Source organism: Micromonospora sp. U21 (genome assembly GCF_018070045.1).
Lineage (GTDB): Bacteria > Actinomycetota > Actinomycetes > Mycobacteriales > Micromonosporaceae > Micromonospora.
Map to the genome: position 1 here is coordinate 19,455 of NZ_JAGPYK010000019.1, position 22,815 is coordinate 42,269.

Here is a 22,815-nt window from a genome sequence, read left to right on the forward strand (position 1 = left end):
CCCGGCACGGGAGCACCCCTCCCGTGCCGGGCGGCGCCCGCCGGACGGGCCCCGCCCCTCCCTCGCGAAGGAGAATCCCCGTGTCCGCGACCCCCCTGCTGGAGCTACGCGGGATCGACAAGAGCTTCGGTCCCGTCCAGGTGCTCCGCGATGTCGCCTTCACCGTCCACCCAGGCGAGGTGACCGCACTGGTCGGCGACAACGGAGCTGGCAAGTCGACCCTGGTGAAGTGCATCAGCGGCATCCACCCCACCGACGCCGGCGAGGTCCTGTTCAACGGCGAACCAGTCCACATCGGCAACCCCCGCGACGCCGCCGCGCTCGGCATCGAGGTCGTCTACCAGGACCTCGCGCTCTGCGACAACCTCGACATCGTGCAGAACATGTTCCTCGGCCGGGAGAAGCGCAGCGGCATCGTCCTGGACGAGCCGACCATGGAACAGCTCGCCGCCGAGACGCTGGCCGGTCTCTCCATCCGCACCGTCACCTCGCTGCGTCAGCACGTCTCCAGCCTCTCCGGCGGTCAGCGCCAGACCGTGGCCATCGCCAAGGCGGTGCTGTGGAACAGCAGGCTGGTCATCCTGGACGAGCCGACCGCGGCGCTCGGCGTCGCGCAGACCGCCCAGGTGCTCGAACTGGTCCGCAGGCTCGCCGACAACGGCCTGGCCGTGGTGCTCATCTCGCACAACATGAACGACGTCTTCGCCGTCTCCGACCGGATCGCCGCGCTGTACCTCGGCCAGATGGTCGCCCAGGTGAAGACCACCGACATCACCCACGCCCAGGTGGTCGAACTGATCACCGCCGGGCGCTCGGGCGGGCTCGGCCTCGCCACCGACGCGGGCACGGGCGGCAACGGCAACGGCGCGCAGCCGGCCGACTCGACCTCAGGAGGCCACCGATGACCACCACCGCCGTGCGGAAGGACGGCCCCGCGGCCGTCACACCGCCGCCGACCGTCGGAGGCCACGTCCGCACCTACCTGAGCCGGGTACGCGGCGGTGATGTCGGCGCCCTGCCGGCGGTGCTGGGCCTGCTCGTGCTCTGCACGGTCTTCGCGGTCATGCGGCCGTCGTCGTTCCTGTCGGCCGGCAACTTCGCCAACCTCTTCACCCAGGGCGCCGCAGTCACGCTGATCGCGATGGGCCTGGTCTTCGTGCTGCTGCTCGGCGAGATCGACCTCTCCGCCGGCTTCGCCAGCGGGGTCTGCGCCGCGGTGCTGGCCAATGTGGTCACCGTGCTCGGTTACCCCTGGTGGGTGGCCGTGCTCGCCGCGGTCGCCACCGGTCTGGTCATCGGCACCGGCCTCGGTCTGCTCGTCGCGAAGATCGGAATTCCGTCCTTCGTGGTCACCCTCGCCGGCTTCCTCGCCTTCCAGGGCATCGTGCTGCTGCTCGTGAAGGAGGGCACCAACATCTCCGTCCGGGACGAGGTGCTGGTCGCCATCGCCAACCGCAACCTCGCCCCCACCCTGGGCTGGGCGTTGACCGTCCTCGCAGTCGTCGGCTACGCGGCGGTGCAACTGCTGCGCCACCGCAACCGCGTGGCCCTCGGTCTGATCACCGACCCGATCGCGGTGGTGGCGCTCCGGATCGCCGGGCTCGCCATCATCCTCGGCACGGCGGTGTACGTCCTCAATCTGGAGCGCAGCCGCAACGTACTGATCGTCTCGCTCAAGGGTGTGCCGATCGTGGTGCCGGTCATCGCGGTGCTGCTGATCGTCTGGACCTTCGTGCTCCAACGCACCAGCTACGGCCGGCACATCTACGCCGTGGGCGGTAACCGGGAAGCGGCGCGCCGGGCCGGCATCAACGTCGACCGGATCCGGATCTCGGTGTTCGTGATCTGCTCGTCCATGGCCGCCGTCGGCGGCATCGTGGCGGCCAGTCGGGCCAACTCGGTCGACCCGAACACGGGTGGCAGTAACGTACTGCTCTACGCGGTCGGCGCGGCCGTCATCGGCGGCACGAGCCTCTTCGGCGGCAAGGGCCGCGTCCTCGACGCCGTGCTCGGCGGCGCGGTGGTCGCGGTCATCGAAAACGGAATGGGTCTGATGGGGTACAGCGCGGGAGTCAAGTACGTGGTCACCGGCGTCGTGCTCCTCCTCGCCGCCAGCGTGGACGCTCTCTCCCGCCGCCGCGCCGCCGCTACCGGCACCCGCTGACCGCGCGGTAGGTGGCACCGCGATGCGCCCGGCACCAAGCCAGGACGAGGTCCGACGGCAGAACCTCGGGGCCCTGCTGCGACACGTGCACGTCCACGGGGCGACCACACGTGCCGAGCTCACCACCACGCTGGGCCTGAACCGGAGCACCATCGGCGCGCTCACCGCCGACCTGGCCGGCGTGGGGCTGGTCAGCGAGGGAGCACCGAGGGAGACCGGCCGGGCCGGGCGACCGTCGCTGGTCGTCCGGCCCGAGTCGGCCCGGGTGTTCGCGTACGCGTACTCCATGGAGGTGGATCGGCTGCGCGCCGCCCGGATCGGCCTGGGCGGCGCGGTGCTGGACCAGCGGGAGCTGGACCGACCGCGCGGCCTGCTCGCCGCGGAGGCGGCGCCGCTGCTGGCCGGCGCGGTCAAGGAGATGCAGCAGGGCGTGCCGCACGACGCGATCTGCGTGGGCGCCGGCGTCGCGGTCTGCGGCATGGTCCGCCGCGACGACGGCCTGGTCCGACTCGGCCCGACCACCGGCTGGGTGGACGAGCCGATCGGCGCGGCGCTCGGCGCCGAGCTGGGCATCGACGTGCCCATCACGGTGGGCAATGTGGCCGACGTGGCCGCGTTCGCCGAGCACGCGCGAGGTGTCGCCGCCGGCTGCGACAACGTCATCTACCTGTACGGCGACGTCGGCGTGGGCGCCGGCATCATCGCCGGCGGACGTCGGTTGACCGGGCACGGCGGGTACGGCGGCGAGGTCGGCCACATGAAGGTGGTCCGCGACGGCATGCCCTGCGAGTGCGGCTCCCGGGGCTGCTGGGAGACCGAGATCGGCGAGCACGGCCTGCTCCGTGCGGCCGGACGCTCCGACGCCCGGGGCCGGGACGCGCTGCTGGCGGTCTTCGACGCCGCCGACCGGGGCGACGCCCGGGCCCAGACGGCGGTCCGTCAGGCCGGTGACTGGCTCGGCTTCGGGGTGGCCAACCTGGTGAACGTCTTCAACCCCGAGATGGTCATCTTCGGCGGCACCATGCGCGACCTCTACCTCGCCGCGGCGGCCCAGATCCGCAGCCGGCTCAACTCCAACGCGCTCGGCGCCTGCCTGGAACACGTCCGGTTGCGCACCCCGAAGTTGGGTGCGAACGCGCCCCTGATCGGCGCCGCCGAACTGGCCTTCGAGCGGCTCCTCGCCGACCCCCTCGATGTGGGCTGATCCGCGTACCCTGTCCGGCGTGGATGTCGAGCTGCGCGCCTCCGACGACGACCGCAACCGGGTGGTCGCCGAGCTGCACCGGCACACCACCGCGGGCCGGCTCACCCTGGACGAGTTCTCCGACCGGGTCGGCGCGGTGTGGACCTCCCGCACCCTCGGTGACCTGGCCGCCCTGACCCGCGACCTGCCGGCCCTGCCCAGCCCGGCCGCCGACGCGTCGCCCGGCGGCGATCACGCCGGGCACGGCCGCCGGGAGCTGCTGGTGCTCTTCGCCGTCGCCGCGCTCACCCTGCTGCTGCTCGGCGGCTTCCTCGCCGTCACCCGCTGATCCGCGCCGCCGACCGGTGAACTGATCAGGCGGTCAGTCCGTATCAGTGGACGGACGGGCAGCCGGCGGCATGCGGCTGCCCGGTCCAGACGCGTTTCTGTCCGGACCGAGGAGGCACCGCAGACATGGCACCGCTCAGATCCCCCCGTCGCCGGCTGGGCAACCGGACCCACCGGGCGGCGATGCTGCTCATCGCCGTCATCGCGGGGGTCGGCGTACTGCCCGGCGTGGCCGTCGCCGCGCCCGCCGGCGGGCAGCAGCTCAACGCCGCCGACATGACCCTGCTCAACGGTGTGCGGCTGGCCGGGTTGTGGGAGATGCCGGCCGGTCAGATGGCCGCCGAGAAGGGGCAGTCGGCCAAGGTCCGGGAGATCGGCGCGGGCATCGCCAACGAGCACCAGCAGCTCGACCAGCTCGTCGTGAACGCCGCCAACAAGCTGGGCGCGGCCATCCCGTCCGAACCGACCGCCGAGCAGAAGGGCTGGCTGTCGGAGATGCAGAACGCCTCCGGCGCCCGGTTCGATCAGATCTTCGTCACCCGGCTCCGGGTGGCCCACGGCAAGATCTTCCCGGTGATCGGCGCGGTGCGGGCGAGCACCCGGGACGCCACCGTCCGCAAGCTCTGCGACGACGCCAACCGCTTCGTGTTGCACCACATGCAGATGTTGGAGAGCACCAATCTGGTCCGCTGGCCGGAGCTGCCGCCGGCGGCGCTGCCCGCCCCCGGCAACGACGGGCTGCTGGCCGCCGCCGCCGCGAACACCGGCCCCCAGGTCGGGGTCAGCAGCACAGTCGTCTGGCTGGTCTTCCTCGCCGCGCTGGGCACCGGCGGGATCGCCACCTACCGGATGCTGCGCCGCAGCTGACCGTCGGCGGCCGCCTCGCTGGTGGCCACCTAGCCGGTGGCGGGCCGGTCGCCGGGCTCGTCGCTGTGGTGCCAGGAGCGCCACAGCGCCGCGTACGAGCCACCGGCCGCCACCAGCTCGTCGTGCGGGCCCAGCTCGGTGATCCGGCCGTCCTCCACCACCGCCACCCGGTCGGCGTCGTGTGCGGAGAAGAGCCGGTACGCGATGGCGATCACGGTACGGCCGGCCAGCACGGCGGCCAGGGAGCGTTCCAGCTCCCGGGCGGCACGCGGGTCGATCAGCGAGGTCGCCTCGTCCAGCACCAGGGTGTGCGGGTCGGCCAGCACCAGCCGGGCCAGCGCCACCTGCTGCGACTGCGCCGGGGAGAGCGGGTGGCCACCGGCGCCGACCACGGTGTCCAGCCCGTCGGGCAGCGCCTCGGCCCAGTCCAGGGCGGCGACCGCGGCGAGCGCCGCCCGTACCCGCGCCGGGTCGGCGCCCGGCCGGACCATGGCCACGTTCTCCCGCAGCGAGCCGATGAAGACGTGGTGCTCCTGGGTGACCAGGGCGACATGCGAGCGCAGCTCGTCCAGCGGCAGCTCGTCCAGCCGTCGGCCGCCCACGGTCACCGACCCGCTGCGCGGGGCGTGCACCCCGGCCAGCAGCCGACCCAGGGTGGACTTGCCGGCACCGGACGGCCCCACCATGGCCAGCTTCTCCCCCGGTCGCGGGACCAGGGTCACCCCGTGCAGCACGTCCCGCCCCGTCCGGTACGCGTACCGGACGTCGCGGGCGGCGAGCTGGTCCGCGCCGCCGTCGACGGCTGCGGCAGGGGCCGGGGCGGTGCCGGCGGGCCGCGCGTCGGCGGCGGGGCTGTCGCCGGTACGGGCCACACCCAGCAGGCGGGCCATCGAGGCGCCACCCACCTGGAGCTCGTCCAGCCAGGACAGCAGCCGGTCGACCGGGTCCACCAGCTGCTGCACGTAGAGGGTGGCCGCGGTGACCTGACCGAGGCTGACCCAGCCCCGCAGATAGAACCAGCCGCCGATCAGCAGCGTGGCGACCACCGGCACCACGTACCCGATCTCGGCCACCGGGAAGAAGACGGTCCGCAGGTTGAGGGTGTACCGCTCCGCCGCGTACGAACGGCGGACGTCCACGTCGGTGCGGGCCCGGCGGCGCGCCTGCTGCCGCAACGCCTCGGTGGTCCGCGAGCCCTCGACGGTCTCGCTGATCCCGTCGGTGATGTCCGAGTACGCGGCGTTCTCCCGCAGGTAGCCGGCGGGGGCGCGACGCAGGTACCAGCGGGTGCCGGCCCAGAGCAGCGGCACCGCCAGCAGGCAGGGCAGCGCGAGCAGCGGGCCGATCAACAGCAGCGCGCCGATGACGAAGCCGGTGGTGACCACCGCGATCAGTGTCTCGGGCACCGCCAGGCGGACGGTCCGCGACAGCGCGGAGACGTCCCGGGAGGTGCGGGTGAGCAGATCACCGGTGCCGGCCCGCTCGACGGTGGCCAGCGGCAGGTCGAGGACCCGGTCCACGAACTCCTCACGCAGCTCGGCGAGGACCCGCTCACCGAGCCGGGCCGAGGCCAGGTGGGCGAACCGGACCAGCACCGACTGGGCCAGCACGAAACCGCCGATGAGCAGCGCGATCCGGTCCACGGTGGACTGTCCGACACCTCGGGAGATGCCCTCCACCAGGTCGCCGAGCAGCCGCGGCGCGGCCAGCCCGGCGGCGGCGGCCAGCGCGTGCAGGCCGAGCGCGGCGGCCAGCGCGCGCGGGTGCCGGCGGACCAGCGTGCGCGCGTACCGGCGGACCTGCCGCGCGTCTGCGACCGGCAGTGCGGTGGCCATCAGTCCTCCTCCCGGCTGACCGTCGCCCGGTAGCGCGGCTCGCCGTCCAGCAGCTCGGCGTGCGTCCCCTCGGCCACCACCTTGCCGTCCTCCACGAAGATCACCCGGTCGGCTCGGCTGAGCACCAGCGGGCTGGTGGTGCAGACCAGGGTGGTCCGGCCGGCGCGCGCGTCAGCCAACCGCCGCGCGATCCGGGCTTCGGTGTGCGCGTCGACCGCGCTGGTCGGCTCGACCAGCAGCAACGTCTCCGGGTCGGCGACCAGCGCGCGGGCCAACCGCAGCCGCTGCCGCTGGCCCCCGGAGAACTCCCGGCCACGCTCCGCCACCGGGCTGTCCAGCCCGTCGGGCAGCGCATCGACGATGTCCATCGCGCTCGCCGCGACCAGCGCCGCGGCGAGTGCCGCGTCGTCGCCCCGGTCGTGCGGGTCCAGCTCCGTGCGGAGCCGGCCGGTGAACAGATGTGCGTCGTTGTCGGCCACCAGGATCCGCGCGCGCACCGTCGCCAGCGCCAGCGACCGCAGCGGTACGCCGTGCAGCGTGGCGTCCGAATCGGTGTACCGGCCGAGCCGGTCCACGATCGCGGCCGCGTCCTCGGGGACGGTGGCGGCCAGCGCGGTGAACCGGCCGGGGAGCAGCACCACCCCGGAGCCGGGGTCGGCCAGCTCCCCCGGCCCGTCCGGCAGCGTCACCGGCTGCGCCGGGTCGACCAGCTCCGGGGTGAGTCGCAGCAGCCGGACCACCCGGCGGGCCGACACGTGCCCACGGGTCAGCTTGTCGACCGCCTCGGTGAGGTTGCGCAGCGGGTTGACCAGGAACGCGGTGTAGCCGTAGAAGGCGACCAGTTGCCCGGCGCTGATCTGGTCGCGCAGCGCGAACCGGGCACCCAGCCAGGTCACCAGCACCAGGAAGGCGCCGGGCAGCAGCACCTGCGCCGCCTCCAGCAGCGACTCGACCCGGGCCACCCGCAGGCCACGCGTGCGCAGCTCCTGCGACCGGGCCCGGTAGCGGGCGGAGAGCACCGGCTCGCCCCCGACGCCGCGCAGCACCCGCAGCCCGGAGACGATGTCGCCGGCCCGGGTGGTCAGCGCTCCCTCCGCGTCCCGGTACGCCTGCTGCTGCCGGTGCAGCGGCCGGATGAGCAGCGCCACCACCGCCATCAGCAACGGTACGCCGAGCACCACGACCAGCCCGAGCGGCACGGAGGCGTTCAGCAGGATCACCGCGACGGTGGCGATCGCGACCAGCGCACCGGTGCCCCGGGCGGTGATGTCGATGGCGTTCCCGATCTGGCCGATGTCGGAGGTGCCGATGCTCACCACCTCGCCGGCGGCCACCCGGCGGGGCAGCGCGGCGCCGAGCCGGTTCGCCGCCTCCACCGTCAACTGCACCGTCCGGTACGCCCCGGCCAGAAAGTTGTGCACGGCGCAGCGGTGCCGAAGGATCCCGGCTCCGGCCTGGAGCACGCCCAGCCCGAGCAGCACCACACCCCAGGTGAGCAGGGCGTCCTCGTCGCGGCGTGCCAACCCGTCGACGGCCCGGCCGACGGCGGCCGGCATCAGCGCCTGCGCCACCATCCACACCACGCCGAGCGCGATGCCGGCGGTGAACAGCCGCTTGTGCCGGCCGGCCAACCAGATCAGGTAGCGGGTCGCCGACCGGGTATCGGGTACGCCGGGTTCGCCGGCCGGTGAGAAGCGCATAGCGGCTCGACGCTAGGCGGCGACCCTGGCCCGGGCGAATCAATTACCGCCCGAAGGTGCCGCAGCTCACTGCGATGAGCGGGTCGGCGGGGTCAGCGGTCGACCTGGGTGAAGTCCCAGGAGTGCGGGGCGCGGGCCACCAGCAGAGCGGGCGGCTCGGGTAGCGGGCGCGGGTTGCTGCGCCACTTGGAGATGACCACGACCCGGTGGTCGGTGGAGGAGAAGACCTCGCTGGACACGTGCAGCGGGTCGTGCTCCAACTCGGGCAGGGCGGTGTCGCACACCCAGGTGATCAGGTCGGCGACGCCGTACGCCTCCGCGCGCGCCTCCCACATCCGCACGATCATGTCCGTCGCCCCCGTCACACGCTGACCGTGGTCAACGGCAGCGCCGAGTCGGCCGGCAGGTCCAGCCGGCTGGGCGCGACTCCGGCGGCGACCAGGTGCGACCCGAGAGCGGCAACCATCGCCCCGTTGTCGGTGCAGAGCTTCGGTCGGGGCACCCGGACCTGGATGCCGTACTTCTCGGCCCGCTGCTCGGCCAACGCCCGCAGGCGGGAGTTCGCCGCCACGCCCCCGCCGATGACCAGGGTCTCGATTCCGTTCGCGCGGCAGGCGGCGAGCGCCTTGGTGGTCAGCACGTCGCAGACCGCCTCCTGGAAGGACGCGGCCACGTCGGCCACGGGCACGGGCTCGCCGGCGCGCTGGCGCGCCTCGACCCAGCGGGCCACCGCCGTCTTCAGTCCGGAGAACGAGAAGTCGTACCGGTGCGCGGCGAGGTCCTTGGCGGCGGTCAGCCCGCGCGGGAAGGCGATCGCGGCCGCGTCGCCGGCCCGGGCCTCGCGGTCGATGGGCGGGCCGCCCGGAAATGGCAGTCCGAGCAGCCGGGCGACCTTGTCGAACGCCTCGCCGGCCGCGTCGTCGATGGTGGCACCGAGCGGGGTGACGCCCCGGGCCAGGTCGTCGACCAGCAGGAGGGACGAGTGCCCGCCGGACACCAGCAGCGCGATGGCGGGTTCGGGCAGCGGACCGTGCTCGAGGGTGTCCACGGCGACGTGCGCCGCCAGGTGGTTGACGCCGTACACCGGCTTTTCCGCGGCGAGCGCGTACCCCTTGGCGGCGGCGACGCCGACCAGCAGCGCGCCGGCCAGCCCGGGGCCGGAGGTGACCGCGATCGCGTCGATGTCGGCCAGGGTGACGCCGGCCTCGGTCAGCGCCCGGTCCATGGTCGGCACGATGGCCTCGAGGTGGGCCCGGCTGGCCACTTCGGGCACCACGCCCCCGAACCGGGCGTGCTCCTCGACGCTGGAGGCGAGCGCGTCGGCCAGCAGGGTGTGCCCCCGCACGATGCCGACGCCGGTCTCGTCGCAGGAGGTCTCGATGCCCAGGATCAGCGGTTCGTCAGCCATGGTCGTGTGGTCCGTTCCCGGTCGGCTCGGCGACGCGCTGCATGACCAGCGCGTCGGTGTTGCTCGGTTGGTAGTAGCCGCGCCGCACCCCGATCGGCTCGAATCCGTACGTCGCGTAGAGCCGCTGGGCGGGGGCGTTGTCCACGGCGACTTCCAGCAGGGTGCTGCGGGCGCCGACCCGGGCCGCCTCGGCGAGCAGCTCCTCCAGGAGTGCACGGCCGACGCCGCGCCGTTGGGCGTCGCGGCGGACCGCGATGTTCTGCACCCACACCTCGTCCGGCGGGGCCCCGGCGAGCCCGGCGTAGCCCAGCACGGTGCCGTCGTCGTCGGTGGCGACCCGGTAGTGGTGCCTGTTGGCCAGCTCGCTCCAGAACATGCCCGGCGACCACTGCTCGGCCCCGAAGAGGTCCGCCTCGATCGGCAGCACCTGGTCGATGTGCCACCAGCGGAACCGGTCCAGTCGCACGCTCACGGGAGGACCGGTTTGCGGCCGGTCGCCACCACGGCGTCCGGACGGCGCAGGTAGAGCGGGGTGAGCCGCTCACCGGGTGCGCCGGCCCGGATCCGCTCGGCGGCGAGCAGCGCCAGCACGGTGGCGTCCGGATAGCGCGGCTCGACCCGGACCGGCAGGCCCAGAGTCTCGGCGTACCGGTGGGCACCGTCGCCGATCGCGGCCGTCGCTCCCAGTTCCCGGGCGCGGGCGGCGGCCACCACGGGCGTGGACACCTCGGGTCCGACGATCCGCTGGCCGGCGCCGTCGTAGACGGCCCAGTAGAGCTCCTTGCGGCGAGCGTCACTGGCGGCCAGCACCGGCTCGCCGACTGCCGCCGGGTAGCCGATGCCGTCCAGCGAGCAGACGCCGTACGTCGGGATGTTGAGTACCTGGCCCATGGTGGCGGCGGTGACCAGGCCGACCCGCAGCCCGGTGAACGGCCCGGGCCCGAGCCCGGCGACGATGGCAGCCAGGTCCTGTGGGCGCGCGTCGGCGTCGGCGAGGACCGCGTCGACCTGGGGCGCCAGCAGTTCGCCGTGCGCGCGGGCGTCGACCGTGCACCGGTGCGCCCGGGACGCCACACCGTCCGCCGAGACCTCCACCAGCGCGGCGGTCACCGCGGGGGTCGAGCTGTCCACCACGAGTACGAGCACGGTTAGCCAGCCTAGCCGCCCCGCCGCCACCCCCGGTCACGCCCTGCCACTTGCCATGCCGCCGCCCGAACCGGGCTACCGCCCGCAAGCGGGTGACCGCCCGGCCACGCCCCCGCCGGGCGCCCACGCCCCGCCGGACGCCCACGCCCCGCCGGACGCCCACGCCCCCAATGAGCGTTATACCTGTGAGTCATAGTTATGACTCACAGGTATAACGCTCATCAGAGCGTGCCCAGCCGTCGAGGGCACGTCATCGCTCACCGGGTCTCGGACGGAAGCCGGCCAGTCGCCAATCCGCCTCAGCGGTATCCGTCACCGCCCGGCCTGGTCCATCATCCCGGGATGCCATCCACGCGCCTTGTCACTGTGCTCGGCACCGCTATCCGACAGCGACGGCACCTACGCGAGCTGAGCCAATGTGAGCTGGCCGAGTTGGCCGGGGTCAGCCAGGCGGCGGTGGCCCGGATCGAATGCGGTAAACGCGCGCCCAGCATCGCCGTGCTCGAGGCGCTGCTCGCCGCGATGGACGTGCAGCTGGTCGTCGGGATCGAGCCGCTGGACGCACACCTCGACGCCCGGATCGACGACCTGGCCGCCCGGCCGATCGCCGAGCGGATCGACGAGTTGGGCCTGCACCGGATGCTGGACCGGCTCACCGACTTCCCACAGGTGATCACCGGAAGCATGGCGGCGCTGTTGCAGGGTGCGCCGGTGCCGGTTGAGGCGCTGGAGATCGCCGTGCGTTGGCAAGACTCGAAACGGTTCACCCGCTGGCTGGAGGCCGCCTGCGGCCAGCGGTGGAACGCCCGCTGGGGTGAGTTCGGCGGGGTGTGGTTGGAGCCCGAGGAGCATGGCGAGCACCTGTGGACGACCCGCTACGGCGAGATCAGGGCCACGATGTGCGACGAGCTGCCCGAGACGATCGAGGTACGCCACGCCGGGCGGGGTTACCGGGTCGTGCCGCTGGTCGAGCTTGAGCTGACCGAGCCGCGGGCCGGCGACCTGCTGCGCCGCTACCGGACTCGGCAACTGATTGGCGGGACTGACCCGGCGGCCCAGGCCGGGGCAGACCCGCGTGGCAGCAGGAGCGGCCCGGCCGGGCAGTAGGGCAGAACGACGGTCGCGCGGCCGGGACCGGGCAGGTCAGCCGGCGGTGCGGTCCCAGTCGATGGTGGGCAGGCCGGCGTCGGCGAGCGCCTTGTTGGCAGCGCTGAACGGTCGGCTGCCGAGGAAGCCGCGCGGGTTCATCGGGCTGGGGTGACCGGCCTCCAGCACCACGTGCTGCGGGTTGGTGACCAGGGCGGCCTTCTTGCGGGCGTACCCGCCCCAGAGCAGGAAGACCACCCGGTCCGGTGACGCGTCCAGCGCGCGGATCGTGGCGTCGGTGAACTCTTCCCAGCCGGAGTTGGCATGCGAGCCCGGGGTGGCCTGACGGACCGTCAGCACCGAATTGAGCAGCAGCACGCCCTGCGCGGCCCAGCCGTCGAGGTTGCCACTGCGCGGCTTGGGCACGCCCAGGTCCTCGCCCAACTCCTTGAAGACGTTGCGCAGCGACGGCGGCACCGTCACCCCGTCCCGGACGCTGAAGCTCAGCCCGTGCGCCTGGCCGGCCCGGTGGTACGGATCCTGCCCGAGGATCAGCACCCGGGTGCCCTGCGGCGGGCAGAGCCGGAATGCGGAGAACAGATCCGTCAGCGGCGGGAAGACGGTCTGCGTCGCGTACTCCCGGGCGACGAACTCGGCCAACGCGGCGGTGCGGGCCGGATCCAGGTGGGGTGTGAGCACGGCACGCCACTGCTCCGGCAGCAGAGCCAGCAGATCCAGGGCGGGGGCATCGTCGGACATCAGGAACCTCTCACAGCGCGGGTCGGTCCCCGCACTCTAGGCATCCGGTACGACAGCGACCCGGCGGCCTAAGCCAGGTCGGCGAGCCGCCGGGCCCAGTCGCCACCGACCGGGTCGAGTTCGACGATCCGGGTGTCGTCGTCGCGGCGGTCGATGCGGACCCGCAGGTGCGCGTCCACCAACTGCTCCACCAGGCCCTCGCCCCACTCCACCACGGTCACCGACTCGTCCACCGAGGCGTCCAGGTCCAGGTCGTCGATCTCGGCGCGCGGGTCCGTGGCGTCACCCAGCCGGTACGCGTCGGCGTGCACCAGGGCCACCCGGCCGCCCCGCGCCGGGTCGGGCCGGTGCACCCGGGCGATCACGAACGTCGGCGAGGTGATGTCCCCGAGCACACCGAGCCCGGCGCCGATGCCCTGGGTGAGGGCGGTCTTGCCGGCGCCCAACGGGCCGGTCAACAGCACCAGGTCGCCGGCGCGCAGCAGCCCGGCCAGCCGCCGGCCGAAGTCCCGAGTGTCCTCGACGGTCGGCAGCTTGACGACGTGACTCACCGTTCCTCCACGCTCTGCAATGACTCCAGGAACCGCGCCAGGGCGCCGTTGACCTCGTCCGCGTGCTCCAACATCACCACGTGACCGCTGTCCTTGATCTTCACGAACTCGGCGTGCGGCAACCGGCGGACGATCTCCTCCGAGTGGGTCACCGGCGTGATCATGTCCTTGTCGCCGACCACCACCAGCACCGGAGTCGCCGCCAGCGCCGCGAGCGCCGGGAAGCGCGAGTGGGTGGCCAGGGTCCGCAGGTAGCGGGTCACCGTGTCGGCCGACGTCCGGGAGTTCATCGTCTCCACGTAGGACACCAGCGCCGGGCTCGGCTTGCGGGTGCCGAAGCCGTACTTGCGGGTGAGCAGCCAGGCCACGTTCGAGGTCGACTTGCGGGCTTTGTCGATCACCGGCCCGCCGTACCGGGTGGCGTTGCTGACCATGAACAGCACCGGGCCGCCGACCCGGCCGAGCAACGCCGGCGCGACCAGCTTGGTCTCCGCGATCAGACCACCCGAGGTGGCCATCAGCACGGTGCCCACCACCCGGTCACCGAACAGCTCCGGGAACAACTCGGCGAACGCCATGATGGTCATGCCGCCCATCGAGTGGCCGACCAGCACCAGCGGCCCCTCGGGCGTGGTCCGGTCGATCACCCGGCGCAGCGTCTGGCCGAGCGCGGCGAGGTCGTACTCCCCGGTCTCCAGCCGGCCGGACCGGCCGTGACCGGGCTGGTCGTACGCGACGATCCGGTAGTCGCCGCGCGCGGCGAGCATCTGGCGCTGGAAGTGGAAGGTGCCCATGTCCAGGCAGAAGCCGTGCACCAGCACCACCGTCGGACGCCCGGGCACCGGCCTGGTCGGCTCGACCACCTCGACGTGGATGTCGGTGCCGTCCGGCAGCTCCAGCCGGAACGCGTCGTCGTACCGCTGCTCCCCGAACGTCTCGTGCGCGTAGCGGTCGGTCGGGTCGGCCTTGAGCCGACGGACCAGCGTGCGCTCGGTCGCGACGCCGGCCGCCAGGCCGGCCGCGGCCACCCCGACCGCGGCGCCGACCAGCCCGGCGACCCGACCGGCAGCGGTCCGCGGTCGCGGGATGCGGTACAAATTCATGGCCGCTCGCCGTCATAGACCCGGGGCACCCGGGTGCTGCCGAACCGGGTGACGATCTCGTAGTTGATCGTGCCGACCGCCTCGGCCCAGTCGTCGGCCGTCGGCTCGCCGTCGGCGCCGCTGCCGAACAGCGTCGCGATGTCGCCGTCGGCCACCGGGTCGTCGCCGCAGTCCAGCACGAACTGGTCCATGCAGACCCGCCCGGAGATGGTCCGCCGCGCGCCGGCGAGCTGCACCGGTCCGCTGTTGGACGCGTGCCGGGGCACCCCGTCGGCGTAGCCGAGCGGCACCACGGCCAGGTTCGCGTCGTTCGCCGTCGTGTAGGTGTGCCCGTAGGAGACGCCGGTGCCCGACGGCACCCGCTTGGTGAGCATCACGCGGGCCCGCGCGGTCATCGCGGGCCGCAGCCCGTACGTCTCGCCGGCCACCGGGGAGAGCCCGTAGACGGCCAGCCCGGGGCGGACCAGGTCGAAGTGGGTGTCCGGCCGGGTCAGGGTGGCCGCCGAGTTGGCCAGGTGCCGCCAGCGCGGGCGCAGCCCGGCCCGCTCCACCATCGTCAGCCCCTCGTGGAAGACGGCCAACTGGCGGTCCGTGGTCGGGTGGCCGGGCATGTCCGCGTACACGAAGTGGCTCCACACACCGACCACCTCGACCAGGCCGTCGGCCTGCGCCTTGGCGGCGGCGTCCAGCAGCGCCGGCCAGTCGGCGACGGTCGCCCCACCCCGGGACAACCCGGTGTCGATCTTCAGGTGCAGCCGGGCCGGGCGCTCGGCACGCCGGCTCGCCTCGATCATCTCGTTCAGTTGCGGCAGGCTGGCCGCCGCCAGGTCCACCCCGGCGGTGACGCCCTCGTGCAGCGGCAGCCCGGGCGCGAGCAGCCAGGCCAGCACCGGCACGGCCACCCCGGCCCGACGCAGGGTGAGCGCCTCGTCGAGGGTGCAGACACCGAGCCAGTCCGCCCCGGCGTCGACCGCCGCCCGGGCGGCCGGGATCATGCCGTGGCCGTACCCGTCGGCCTTCACCACCGCCATCAGCTCGGCGTCGGTGCCGGACCGGAGTCGGCTCACGTTCTCACGGATCGCGTCAAGATCGACGCGCACCTCGGCCTGCCACATACGCCCAGCCTACTTTCCGCCGTGATCACCCCGGGCGGCGACGCACGTCCCGGGTCGCCGATCCGGCCATCCCGCCCGCAACGGCGCGATCAGCCCAGCCGGGCGACGACCGGACGTAGCGCGGTGGCCACGTCGGGCGCTGTCACCGGCCCGCCTCGGGCCGCCTCCCGGCCGGCCAGCCCATGCAGGTACGCGGCCGAGGCGGCCGCCCGGTCCGCGGGCACACCCGCCGCCAGCAGCGAGCCGAGAAGCCCGGCCAGTACGTCGCCGGTGCCCCCGGTGGCCAGCACCGGAGTGCCGGTGGGATTGACGTACGCCCGACCGGCCGGCGTGCCGATCACCGTGCGGTCCCCCTTGAGCAGCACCACCGCGTTCATCCAGGCGGCCAGCCGCAGCGCGGCGGCGACCCGGTCGGCTCCCGGCTCCTCCCCGCAGAGCCGGGTGAACTCCCGGTCGTGGGGGGTGACCACGATCGGCGCGTCCCGGTTGCGCAGCCGGTCCGCGAGCGAGCCGTCGACGAGCAGGGTGAGGGCGTCGGCGTCGAGCACCACCGGCACCGGCGCCGCCAGGACGGCCCGCAGTTCGGCGGCCGCGTCCTCGCCGGTGCCCAACCCGGAGCCGCAGACCCAGGCCTGGACCCGGCCCGCGTCGGCGACCCGGCCGGTGGCGATCACCGAGGGGTGCTGGTGCAGCACCTCGGCGCGGGCGCCGCCGGCGTAGCGGACCATGCCGGTCGGCCCGGCCAGCGCCCCGCCGACGGAGAGCACCGCCGCACCCGGGTAGGTCGCCGAGCCGGTCGCCACGCCGACCACGCCCCTGCTGTACTTCTCCGACGTCGGGCCCAGCCGCGGCCACCAGTCGACCAGGTCGGCCCACTCGGTGACCTCCAGCGCGGGGGTGCCCCGCAGCCACGGCCGCAGCCCGATGTCGACCAGCTCCACGTGGCCGGCCAGCGGGGCCGCCGGCCCGACCACCAGGGCGGGCTTCAACGCGCCGAAGGTGACCGTCACGTCGGCGCCGACCGCGGTGGGCCGGCCGGACGCGGCCAGCGGCACGTGCCCGGTGTCCACCGCCACGCCGCTCGGCACGTCCACCGCCAGCACGGTGGCCCGACCGCCGTCCCGGCCCCGCAGCTCACCGAGACGCTGGACCACCTCGTCCGCGTTCGTCCGCAGCCCGCCGGTGCCACCGATGCCGACGATGCCGTCCAGGACCAGGTCGACCGGGCCGGTCGGGCGGTCCACCAGCCGGCCGCCGGCGGCCCGCAGCGCGGCCAGCCCGGCGGCGTGCGCCCGCCCGGGGGTGAGCAGCAGGGCGGACACGGTGACGCCCCGACGAGCCAGCCGCGCCCCGGCGTACAGCGCGTCGCCACCGTTGTCGCCGGAGCCGACCAGCAGCAGCACGCGCCCGCCGTACGTCCCGCCCCGCTCGGCGAGCAGCAGCGCGGCCCGCCGGGCCAGCCCGGCGGCGGCCCGCTGCATCAGCGTGCCCTCCGGCAGCGTGCCCATCAGCCCCGCCTCGGCCGCCCGTACGTCGGCCACCCGCCACACCGATCTCATGCCACCGTCCCATTCCGCTCGCGGGCGGGCCGGGACGGCCCAACCCGGCCGACGTCACCGTTCCGCGACCACCATCGCCGACGCGATCCCCCCGTCGTGCGACAGCGAGAGATGCCAGCGGTTGACCCCACGCTCCACGGCCGCCGCCGCCACCGTGCCGGAGACCGTCAGCCAGGGGCGGCCGTCCGGGTCGGGCACGATCTCGCAGTCGTGCCAGCTCAGCCCGGCGGGCGCGCCGAGCGCCTTGGCGACGGCCTCCTTGGCGGCGAAGCGGGCGGCGAGCGACTCCGGTGAGCGCGGGTTGCCGGAGCGGGTGTACCGCTCGGCCTCGGTGAAGAGCCGGTCGGCGAGCAGCGGCGTCCGCGCGAGGGACCGGGCGAACCGGTCGACCAGAACGACGTCGATGCCGACAGCGACGATCACCAACCCACCCTACCGGCGGCGGGGGCGGCAGATTAGCCGTCGGCCACGCGGTGGGCAACGCCTGTGGACAGCCGCCGGAGGCTGTCCACAGGGCCCTCCGGGGTGTTCGTGCCCCACCTACCGTCGACACGTCGATGCCGATCGCACGCGGGGGTGTGGGGATGACAGAGGAGCCGTTGACGGTCCGACCGGAGCTGTTGCGTGGGGTGGCCCGGGCGCTGGACGACGACGCGTACCGGCTGGCGCACGGGCTGGTCGGGGTGCCCGGGCTGGTGGTGTCGGCGCCTGACTGGCCGGCCGGCGCGGCGCTGGTGGGGCTGGAGTCGGCGGTGCACGGCTGGCTGGGGCGACTCGGCGGCCTGGTGGCGGTGACGGGCGGTGCGGTCCGGACGGCGGTGGAGTCCTACCGGGCGGTGGACGACCGGGCCGCCCGCCGGCTCGCCGCGCTACCCCGGTGACCGCGCCGACGCGCCTGCGCACGGACGCCGGGCCGGCGGGCGCCGGGGGACGTGTCGCGGTGGAGGGGGCCAACCCGCCGGCGCTCGCGGTCGGCTACGCCCAGCTCTGGGCGGCCGATCCAGGGGCGTGGCAGGCCGCCGGAGCCGCGTGGGCCGGGCTGACCACGCTGGTCGAGAGGCGGGCCGGCGAGCTGGGCACGGACGCGAGGGCGCTGCGCGTCGCCTGGTCGGGCCGGGCGGCGATGGCGGCCGACGGGCGGCTCGCGGGGCTGCGCGGCGAGCTGGCGTCAATCGCACCCGCGCTGATCGAGGCCGATCAGGTGCTCGCCGAGTTCGCCGGTCGGCTGGCGGTGGCGAAGGGCCGGCTGGCCGCGGCGGTGGCGTTGGCGGAGGGAGCGGGGCTGCTGATCGACCGGCAGGGGCGGGTCGGCGCCGATCCGGCCCGGTCACGGCCACCCAGTGAGCGGGACGGGGCGGCGGCAGCCCGGGTCGCGGCGGCGCTACGGGCGGCGCTGGAGCTGGCCGGTGCGGCGGACCGGGCCGCGACGGCCCGGCTGGCCGAGCTGGCCGCGGCGGCCGTCGACGGCTGGCAGGCACCGCCGCCGCCCGGCCGGCCTGCGCCGGGCGCGGTCCCGGTCGAGGTCCGGGCGTGGTGGGCCGGGCTGACCCCGGCGCAGCGCCGGTGGCTGGTGGGGCACGAGCCGACGCTGGTCGGGCGGCTCGACGGCGTACCGGTCGCAGCTCGGGACCAGGCCAACCGGCTGCTGCTCGGGGCCCGGCGGGAGGAGCTCGTCGCCGAGCGGCGGCGGCTGCTGTCCCGCGTGCCACCCGGGCCGGTCGGCGCGCTGCGGCTGCGTCGGATCGAGGCGCGCCTGGCCGGTCTGGACGCGCTCGCCGACCGGCTGGCCGGGCCGCAGGCCCCCCGGGCCTACCTGCTCGGGTTGGACCCGACCGGCGAGGGGCGGGTGGTGGTCTCGCTCGGCGACCCGGACCAGGCCGACCGGGTGGTGACCTACGTGCCGGGGATGACCGCCGGCCTCGATGACGCGCCGGGCGAGCTGACCCGGGTGGCGCGCGTGCTGGGCCGGTGCGCCACGCTCGACCCGGGCGAGCAGACCGCCGCGGTGCTCTGGCTGGACTACGACGCCCCGGACTTCCTGCACGAGGCGGCCACGGCCGGTCAGGCCCGGGACGCCGGCCCGGCGTTGCACCGCTTCCAGGAGGGGCTGCGGGCCAGCCACGAGGGGCCGCCGGCCCGGCAGACCGTGCTCGGGCACAGCTACGGGTCGCTGGTGGTGGGCATGGCCGCCCGGGACCACGGGCTGGCCGCCGACGCCCTGGTCTTCGTCGGCTCACCGGGGGTCGGCGTCGCGCAGGCCGCCGAGTTGGGCGTTCCGCCCGGCCAGGTCTGGGCGAGTAGCGCACCGGACGACGTGATCCGGCTGACCCGTCCCCCCGACGACCTGGCCCGGCAGGTGCTGCTCAACACGTCACCGCTTGCCGCCGCGCTCAGCCTGACCGGGCGCGGCGAGCACGAGCTGTGGTTCGGTCGGGACCCGGCCGGCCCGGGCTTCGGCGGGCGGACCTTTCCCAGTGGGCGGCACGGCCATGTCGGCTACTGGGACCCCGACAACCCGGCGCTGGACGGCATGGCCCGCATCGTCCTGGGCCGCTGATCGCGCGACGGGCCAGGTCAGGCACGACGAAGGCCCCGGTCGCCGCGTGGTGCGACGTCCAGGGCCCGGGTCGGTGGTCGGGGTCGGCTACTCGACGGTGACGGACTTGGCCAGGTTGCGCGGCTGGTCGACGTCGTGCCCCCGGGCGGCGGCGATCTCGGCGGCGAGCACCTGGAGCGGCACCGTGGTGACCAGCGGGGCCAGCAGGGTCGGCGTACGCGGCACGTAGATCAGGTGATCGGCGTACCGGACGACGGCCTCGTCGCCCTCCTCCGCGATCACGATGGTCCGCGCGCCGCGCGCCCGCACCTCCTGGATGTTGGAGACGACCTTGTCGTGCAGCATGCCCCGGCCGACCGGCGAGGGCACCACGCAGATCACCGGCGTGCCCTTGTCGATCAGCGAGATCGGGCCGTGCTTCAGCTCGCCGGCGGCGAAGCCCTCGGCGTGCATGTACGCCAGCTCCTTGAGCTTCAGCGCGCCCTCCAGGGCCACCGGGTAGCCGACGTGCCGGCCGATGAAGAGCACGGTCGGCTCGGACTTCAGCTCGCGGGCCAGCTCGCGGACGGGCTCGATCCGGTCCAGCAGCTCGCGCAGCTTGCCCGGCATCTCCTGGAGCTGCGCGACCACCGCGCCGACCTCGTCGGCGAACTTGATCCCGCGCACCTGGGCCAGGTGCAGGCCGATCAGGTAGCAGGCGACCACCTGGGTGAGGAACGCCTTCGTGGAGGCGACCGCGATCTCCGGCCCGCCGTGCGTGTAGAGCACGGCATCGGACTCGCGCGGGATGGTCGAGCCGTTGGTGTTGCAGATGGCCAGCACGCGGGCCTTCTGCTCCTTCGCGTGCCGCAGCGCCATCAGGGTGTCCATGGTCTCGCCGGACTGCGAGATCACCACGATCAGCGTGGACCGGTCGAGCACCGGGTCGCGGTAGCGGAACTCGCTGGCCAGCTCCACCTCGCAGGGGATCCGGGTCCAGTGCTCGATGGCGTACTTGGCGACCAGGCCGGCGTGGTAGGAGGTGCCGCAGGCCACGATGAAGATCTTGTCGACGTCGCGCAGGTCCTGGTCGCTGAGGCGGACCTCGTCGAGGGCGATCTCACCGGTCTCGGTGAGCCGGCCGAGCAGCGTGTCGGCGATGGCCTGCGGCTGCTCCTCGATCTCCTTGAGCATGAACCAGTCGTATCCGCCCTTCTCTGCGGCGGAGGAGTCCCAGTCGATGTGGAAGTCCTTGCCGGTGGCGGGCTGGCCCTCGAAGTCGGTGATCTCGATGCTGTCGCCGGTGATCAGGACGATCTGGTCCTGGCCCAGCTCCACCGCGTCCCGGGTGTGCTCGATGAACGCGGCCACGTCGCTGGCCAGGTAGTTTTCCCCGTCGCCCCGGCCGACCACCAGCGGAGAGTTGCGCCGGGCGCCGACGACCGCACCGGGCACCGCGGCGTCCACCGCGAGCAGGGTGAACGCACCCTCCAGCCGCTGGCAGACCACGCGCATGCCGGCGGCGAGCAGTTGCGGGCTGTCCGGCTGGCCGGCAGCGCGCAGGTCGGCCAGCGCGGCGGAGAGCAGGTGGGCGGCGCACTCGGTGTCGGTGTCGCTGGTGAACTGGACTCCGTCGGCCTCGAGCTCGGCGCGCAGCTTGGCGAAGTTTTCGATGATGCCGTTGTGGATCACCGCGACCCGCCCGTCGGGAGCGAGGTGCGGGTGGGCGTTGCGGTCGGTCGGGCCGCCGTGGGTGGCCCAGCGGGTGTGCCCGATGCCCGTGGTGCCGTCACCGATGCCGATCGGGCTGGAGGCGCAGGAGGTCGGGTCGTCGGCGGCCCGCTCGGAGAGCACCTTCTCCAGGTTGGCCAGCTTGCCGGCCTTCTTCTCGGTCAGCAGCTGGTCGTCGCAGACGATCGCGACGCCCGCCGAGTCGTAGCCGCGGTATTCCAGCCGCCGCAGCCCGTCGAGCACGATGCCGAGTGCGGGGCGCGCGCCCGCGTATCCCACGATTCCACACATGGCCCGCAGCCTAACCCAGTTTCGCTCACGATGGTTGCTCGAAAGTCGGCTAAACGAACATTGCGTTTGAGCGAACGTCCGACGCACTGCCCCTACCTGGCCGGATCGCCGGCCAGGCGTACGACAACGCGGGCGTTCACCGCTCCCCTGCCTACCCGCGTACCACGGCCGCAACCGGCCGGCACGTAGGCTGGCTCAGGTGACGACGAGCACCGATGTCGACCCGCTGGTGGCCCGGATGCGGCCGTTCGGCACGACGATCTTCGCCGAGATGTCCGCCCTCGCCGTACGGACCGGTGCGGTCAACCTCGGTCAGGGCTTCCCGGACACCGACGGCCCGCCGGAGATGCTGGCCGCCGCGGCCGAGGCGCTGCGCGGCGGGCAGAACCAGTACCCGCCCGGGCCGGGGATCCCCGCCCTGCGTGCGGCGGTCGCGGCTCACCAGCGGCGGTTCCACGACCTGGCGTACGACCCGGACGGCGAGATCGTGGTCACCGCGGGCGCGACCGAAGCGGTCGCGGCCAGCATCCTCGCCCTCTGCGAGCCGGGCGACGAGGTGGTCTGCTTCGAGCCGTACTACGACTCGTACGCCGCCTCGATCGCGCTGGCCGGCGCGGTCCGGCGGCCGGTCACGCTGCGCCCCGCCGCCGACGGCCGGTACGCCTTCGACCCGGCCGAGCTGCGCGCGGCGTTCGGTCCACGTACCCGGCTGGTGCTGCTCAACTCGCCGCACAACCCCACCGGCAAGGTCTTCACCCCGACCGAGCTGGCGCTGGTCGCCGAGCTGTGCCAGGAGCACGGCGCGTACGCGGTCACCGACGAGGTGTACGAGCACCTGGTCTTCACCGACGCGGCGAGCCCGCACGTGCCGCTGGCCAGCCTGCCCGGGATGCGGGAACGGACGCTGCGCATCTCCTCGGCCGGCAAGACGTTCTCCTGCACCGGCTGGAAGGTCGGCTGGGCGAGCGGTCCGGCGGCGCTGGTCTCGGCGGTGCTGCGGGTGAAGCAGTTCCTCACCTTCGTCAACGCCGCACCGCTGCAACCGGCGGTCGCCGTGGCGCTGGCGCTGCCGGACGACTACTACACCGGCTTCCGGGACGGGCTCCAGCAGCGCCGCGACCAACTCGTCGGCGGCCTCACCGATGCCGGGTTCGAGGTGCTGGTGCCGGAGGGGACGTACTTCGTCACCGCCGACGTCACCGCCCTCGGCGGTCGGGACGGGGTGGAGTTCTGCCGTTCGCTGCCGGAGCGCTGCGGCGTGGTGGCGGTGCCGACGCAGGTCTTCTACGACGATCAGGAGGCGGGACGGCGACTGGTCCGGTTCGCCTTCTGCAAGCGCCCCGAGGTGCTGACCGAGGCGGTGACCCGGCTCCGCCAGCTCTCGACCACCTGACGCCCACCCTCCGGTTGGCCGGCGTGCCCGCCGTCGGGTC

22 protein-coding genes are annotated in these 22,815 nt (G+C 74.0%); 9 read left to right on the forward strand and 13 right to left on the reverse strand.

The window, feature by feature from the left end:
• Positions 1–80 precede the first annotated feature (80 nt).
• The 5 genes from KBX63_RS22970 (at position 81) to KBX63_RS22990 (ending at position 4,562) form a co-directional block, all read left to right on the forward strand.
• Positions 81–905 (forward strand): ATP-binding cassette domain-containing protein, encoded by an 825-nt coding sequence (locus tag KBX63_RS22970; protein WP_210913938.1) that lies wholly within the window; start codon positions 81–83, stop codon positions 903–905.
• Positions 902–2,164, forward strand: a complete 1,263-nt coding sequence (locus KBX63_RS22975) for a sugar ABC transporter permease (protein WP_210913942.1) — start codon at positions 902–904, stop codon at positions 2,162–2,164. The genes KBX63_RS22970 and KBX63_RS22975 overlap by 4 nt, the downstream gene beginning before the upstream one ends.
• Before the next feature lie 22 nt (positions 2,165–2,186).
• Positions 2,187–3,368 (forward strand): ROK family protein, encoded by a 1,182-nt coding sequence (locus KBX63_RS22980; RefSeq protein WP_210913947.1) that lies wholly within the window; start codon positions 2,187–2,189, stop codon positions 3,366–3,368.
• 19 nt (positions 3,369–3,387) lie between these two features.
• Positions 3,388–3,696 (forward strand): DUF1707 domain-containing protein, encoded by a 309-nt coding sequence (locus KBX63_RS22985; RefSeq protein ID WP_210913949.1) that lies wholly within the window; start codon positions 3,388–3,390, stop codon positions 3,694–3,696.
• A gap of 125 nt (positions 3,697–3,821) precedes the next feature.
• The gene (locus KBX63_RS22990) at positions 3,822–4,562 is read left to right on the forward strand and encodes a DUF4142 domain-containing protein (protein ID WP_210913950.1); all 741 of its coding nucleotides are present in this window, start codon (positions 3,822–3,824) and stop codon (positions 4,560–4,562) included.
• A gap of 29 nt (positions 4,563–4,591) precedes the next feature.
• Here KBX63_RS22990 and KBX63_RS22995 read toward each other — a convergent pair whose 3' ends face one another.
• From KBX63_RS22995 to tsaB, 6 genes are all read right to left on the reverse strand, one after another.
• The gene (locus KBX63_RS22995) at positions 4,592–6,397 is read right to left on the reverse strand and encodes an ABC transporter ATP-binding protein (protein WP_210913952.1); all 1,806 of its coding nucleotides are present in this window, start codon (positions 6,395–6,397) and stop codon (positions 4,592–4,594) included.
• Positions 6,397–8,097, reverse strand: a complete 1,701-nt coding sequence (locus tag KBX63_RS23000) for an ABC transporter ATP-binding protein (protein ID WP_210913956.1) — start codon at positions 8,095–8,097, stop codon at positions 6,397–6,399. Before KBX63_RS23000 ends, KBX63_RS22995 begins: the two co-directional genes overlap by 1 nt.
• Positions 8,098–8,189: 92 nt before the next feature.
• Positions 8,190–8,444 (reverse strand): hypothetical protein, encoded by a 255-nt coding sequence (locus KBX63_RS23005; protein ID WP_074314499.1) that lies wholly within the window; start codon positions 8,442–8,444, stop codon positions 8,190–8,192.
• 14 nt (positions 8,445–8,458) lie between these two features.
• Positions 8,459–9,505, reverse strand: coding sequence for a tRNA (adenosine(37)-N6)-threonylcarbamoyltransferase complex transferase subunit TsaD (tsaD, locus tag KBX63_RS23010; RefSeq protein ID WP_210913957.1), 1,047 nt, complete (start codon positions 9,503–9,505; stop codon positions 8,459–8,461).
• Positions 9,498–9,971 (reverse strand): ribosomal protein S18-alanine N-acetyltransferase, encoded by a 474-nt coding sequence (gene rimI, locus KBX63_RS23015; protein ID WP_210914193.1) that lies wholly within the window; start codon positions 9,969–9,971, stop codon positions 9,498–9,500. The genes tsaD and rimI overlap by 8 nt, the downstream gene beginning before the upstream one ends.
• A gap of 2 nt (positions 9,972–9,973) precedes the next feature.
• Positions 9,974–10,651, reverse strand: a complete 678-nt coding sequence (gene tsaB / locus KBX63_RS23020; protein WP_210913964.1) for a tRNA (adenosine(37)-N6)-threonylcarbamoyltransferase complex dimerization subunit type 1 TsaB — start codon at positions 10,649–10,651, stop codon at positions 9,974–9,976.
• Positions 10,652–10,993: 342 nt separating this feature from the next.
• Here tsaB and KBX63_RS23025 point away from each other — a divergent pair, with 342 nt between their 5' ends.
• Positions 10,994–11,758, forward strand: coding sequence for a helix-turn-helix domain-containing protein (locus tag KBX63_RS23025; protein WP_210913970.1), 765 nt, complete (start codon positions 10,994–10,996; stop codon positions 11,756–11,758).
• Between the two features lie 36 nt (positions 11,759–11,794).
• Here the strand turns inward: KBX63_RS23025 and ung are convergent, their stop codons facing one another.
• The 6 genes from ung to KBX63_RS23055 all read right to left on the reverse strand — a co-directional run bounded on the left by ung (position 11,795) and on the right by KBX63_RS23055 (position 17,247).
• Entirely contained in the window at positions 11,795–12,496 is a 702-nt protein-coding gene (gene ung / locus KBX63_RS23030) for a uracil-DNA glycosylase (protein ID WP_210913971.1), read from the reverse strand.
• Between the two features lie 68 nt (positions 12,497–12,564).
• Positions 12,565–13,047: a tRNA (adenosine(37)-N6)-threonylcarbamoyltransferase complex ATPase subunit type 1 TsaE gene (gene tsaE, locus KBX63_RS23035; protein WP_210913977.1), complete on the reverse strand. Its 483-nt coding sequence runs from the start codon at positions 13,045–13,047 to the stop codon at positions 12,565–12,567.
• Positions 13,044–14,150 carry an alpha/beta fold hydrolase gene (locus tag KBX63_RS23040; RefSeq protein ID WP_210913981.1) on the reverse strand — a complete coding sequence of 369 codons (1,107 nt, stop codon included), beginning with the start codon at positions 14,148–14,150 and terminating at the stop codon, positions 13,044–13,046. Before KBX63_RS23040 ends, tsaE begins: the two co-directional genes overlap by 4 nt.
• Positions 14,147–15,265 carry an alanine racemase gene (alr, locus tag KBX63_RS23045; RefSeq protein WP_210913984.1) on the reverse strand — a complete coding sequence of 373 codons (1,119 nt, stop codon included), beginning with the start codon at positions 15,263–15,265 and terminating at the stop codon, positions 14,147–14,149. Before alr ends, KBX63_RS23040 begins: the two co-directional genes overlap by 4 nt.
• A gap of 89 nt (positions 15,266–15,354) precedes the next feature.
• Positions 15,355–16,824 (reverse strand): NAD(P)H-hydrate dehydratase, encoded by a 1,470-nt coding sequence (locus tag KBX63_RS23050; RefSeq protein WP_210913989.1) that lies wholly within the window; start codon positions 16,822–16,824, stop codon positions 15,355–15,357.
• A gap of 54 nt (positions 16,825–16,878) precedes the next feature.
• Positions 16,879–17,247 carry a holo-ACP synthase gene (locus tag KBX63_RS23055; protein WP_210913994.1) on the reverse strand — a complete coding sequence of 123 codons (369 nt, stop codon included), beginning with the start codon at positions 17,245–17,247 and terminating at the stop codon, positions 16,879–16,881.
• Between the two features lie 161 nt (positions 17,248–17,408).
• Here KBX63_RS23055 and KBX63_RS23060 point away from each other — a divergent pair, with 161 nt between their 5' ends.
• Together KBX63_RS23060 and KBX63_RS23065 are read left to right on the forward strand one after the other, a co-directional pair.
• Positions 17,409–17,705, forward strand: a complete 297-nt coding sequence (locus KBX63_RS23060) for a hypothetical protein (RefSeq protein ID WP_210913996.1) — start codon at positions 17,409–17,411, stop codon at positions 17,703–17,705.
• The gene (locus KBX63_RS23065; protein WP_307871806.1) at positions 17,702–19,381 is read left to right on the forward strand and encodes an alpha/beta hydrolase; all 1,680 of its coding nucleotides are present in this window, start codon (positions 17,702–17,704) and stop codon (positions 19,379–19,381) included. The genes KBX63_RS23060 and KBX63_RS23065 overlap by 4 nt, the downstream gene beginning before the upstream one ends.
• Before the next feature lie 87 nt (positions 19,382–19,468).
• Here the strand turns inward: KBX63_RS23065 and glmS are convergent, their stop codons facing one another.
• Entirely contained in the window at positions 19,469–21,382 is a 1,914-nt protein-coding gene (gene glmS / locus KBX63_RS23070) for a glutamine--fructose-6-phosphate transaminase (isomerizing) (protein WP_210914007.1), read from the reverse strand.
• 199 nt (positions 21,383–21,581) lie between these two features.
• On the opposite strand from glmS, the gene KBX63_RS23075 reads away from it, so the two are divergent.
• Entirely contained in the window at positions 21,582–22,775 is a 1,194-nt protein-coding gene (locus KBX63_RS23075; protein ID WP_210914012.1) for a pyridoxal phosphate-dependent aminotransferase, read from the forward strand.
• Positions 22,776–22,815 lie beyond the last annotated feature (40 nt).

Coding starts and splice junctions, on each gene's coding strand:
- KBX63_RS22980 (WP_210913947.1), top strand. CDS start 2,187: ATGCGCCCGGCACCAAGCCAGGACGAGGTCCGACGGCAGAACCTCGGG.
- ung (WP_210913971.1), bottom strand. CDS start 12,496: ATGTCCGACGATGCCCCCGCCCTGGATCTGCTGGCTCTGCTGCCGGAG.
- KBX63_RS23000 (WP_210913956.1), bottom strand. CDS start 8,097: ATGCGCTTCTCACCGGCCGGCGAACCCGGCGTACCCGATACCCGGTCG.
- alr (WP_210913984.1), bottom strand. CDS start 15,265: ATGTGGCAGGCCGAGGTGCGCGTCGATCTTGACGCGATCCGTGAGAAC.
- KBX63_RS23050 (WP_210913989.1), bottom strand. CDS start 16,824: ATGAGATCGGTGTGGCGGGTGGCCGACGTACGGGCGGCCGAGGCGGGG.
- KBX63_RS23060 (WP_210913996.1), top strand. CDS start 17,409: ATGACAGAGGAGCCGTTGACGGTCCGACCGGAGCTGTTGCGTGGGGTG.
- KBX63_RS22990 (WP_210913950.1), top strand. CDS start 3,822: ATGGCACCGCTCAGATCCCCCCGTCGCCGGCTGGGCAACCGGACCCAC.
- KBX63_RS23005 (WP_074314499.1), bottom strand. CDS start 8,444: ATGATCGTGCGGATGTGGGAGGCGCGCGCGGAGGCGTACGGCGTCGCC.
- tsaD (WP_210913957.1), bottom strand. CDS start 9,505: ATGGCTGACGAACCGCTGATCCTGGGCATCGAGACCTCCTGCGACGAG.
- glmS (WP_210914007.1), bottom strand. CDS start 21,382: ATGTGTGGAATCGTGGGATACGCGGGCGCGCGCCCCGCACTCGGCATC.
- KBX63_RS22995 (WP_210913952.1), bottom strand. CDS start 6,397: ATGGCCACCGCACTGCCGGTCGCAGACGCGCGGCAGGTCCGCCGGTAC.
- KBX63_RS23025 (WP_210913970.1), top strand. CDS start 10,994: ATGCCATCCACGCGCCTTGTCACTGTGCTCGGCACCGCTATCCGACAG.
- KBX63_RS23040 (WP_210913981.1), bottom strand. CDS start 14,150: ATGAATTTGTACCGCATCCCGCGACCGCGGACCGCTGCCGGTCGGGTC.
- KBX63_RS22975 (WP_210913942.1), top strand. CDS start 902: ATGACCACCACCGCCGTGCGGAAGGACGGCCCCGCGGCCGTCACACCG.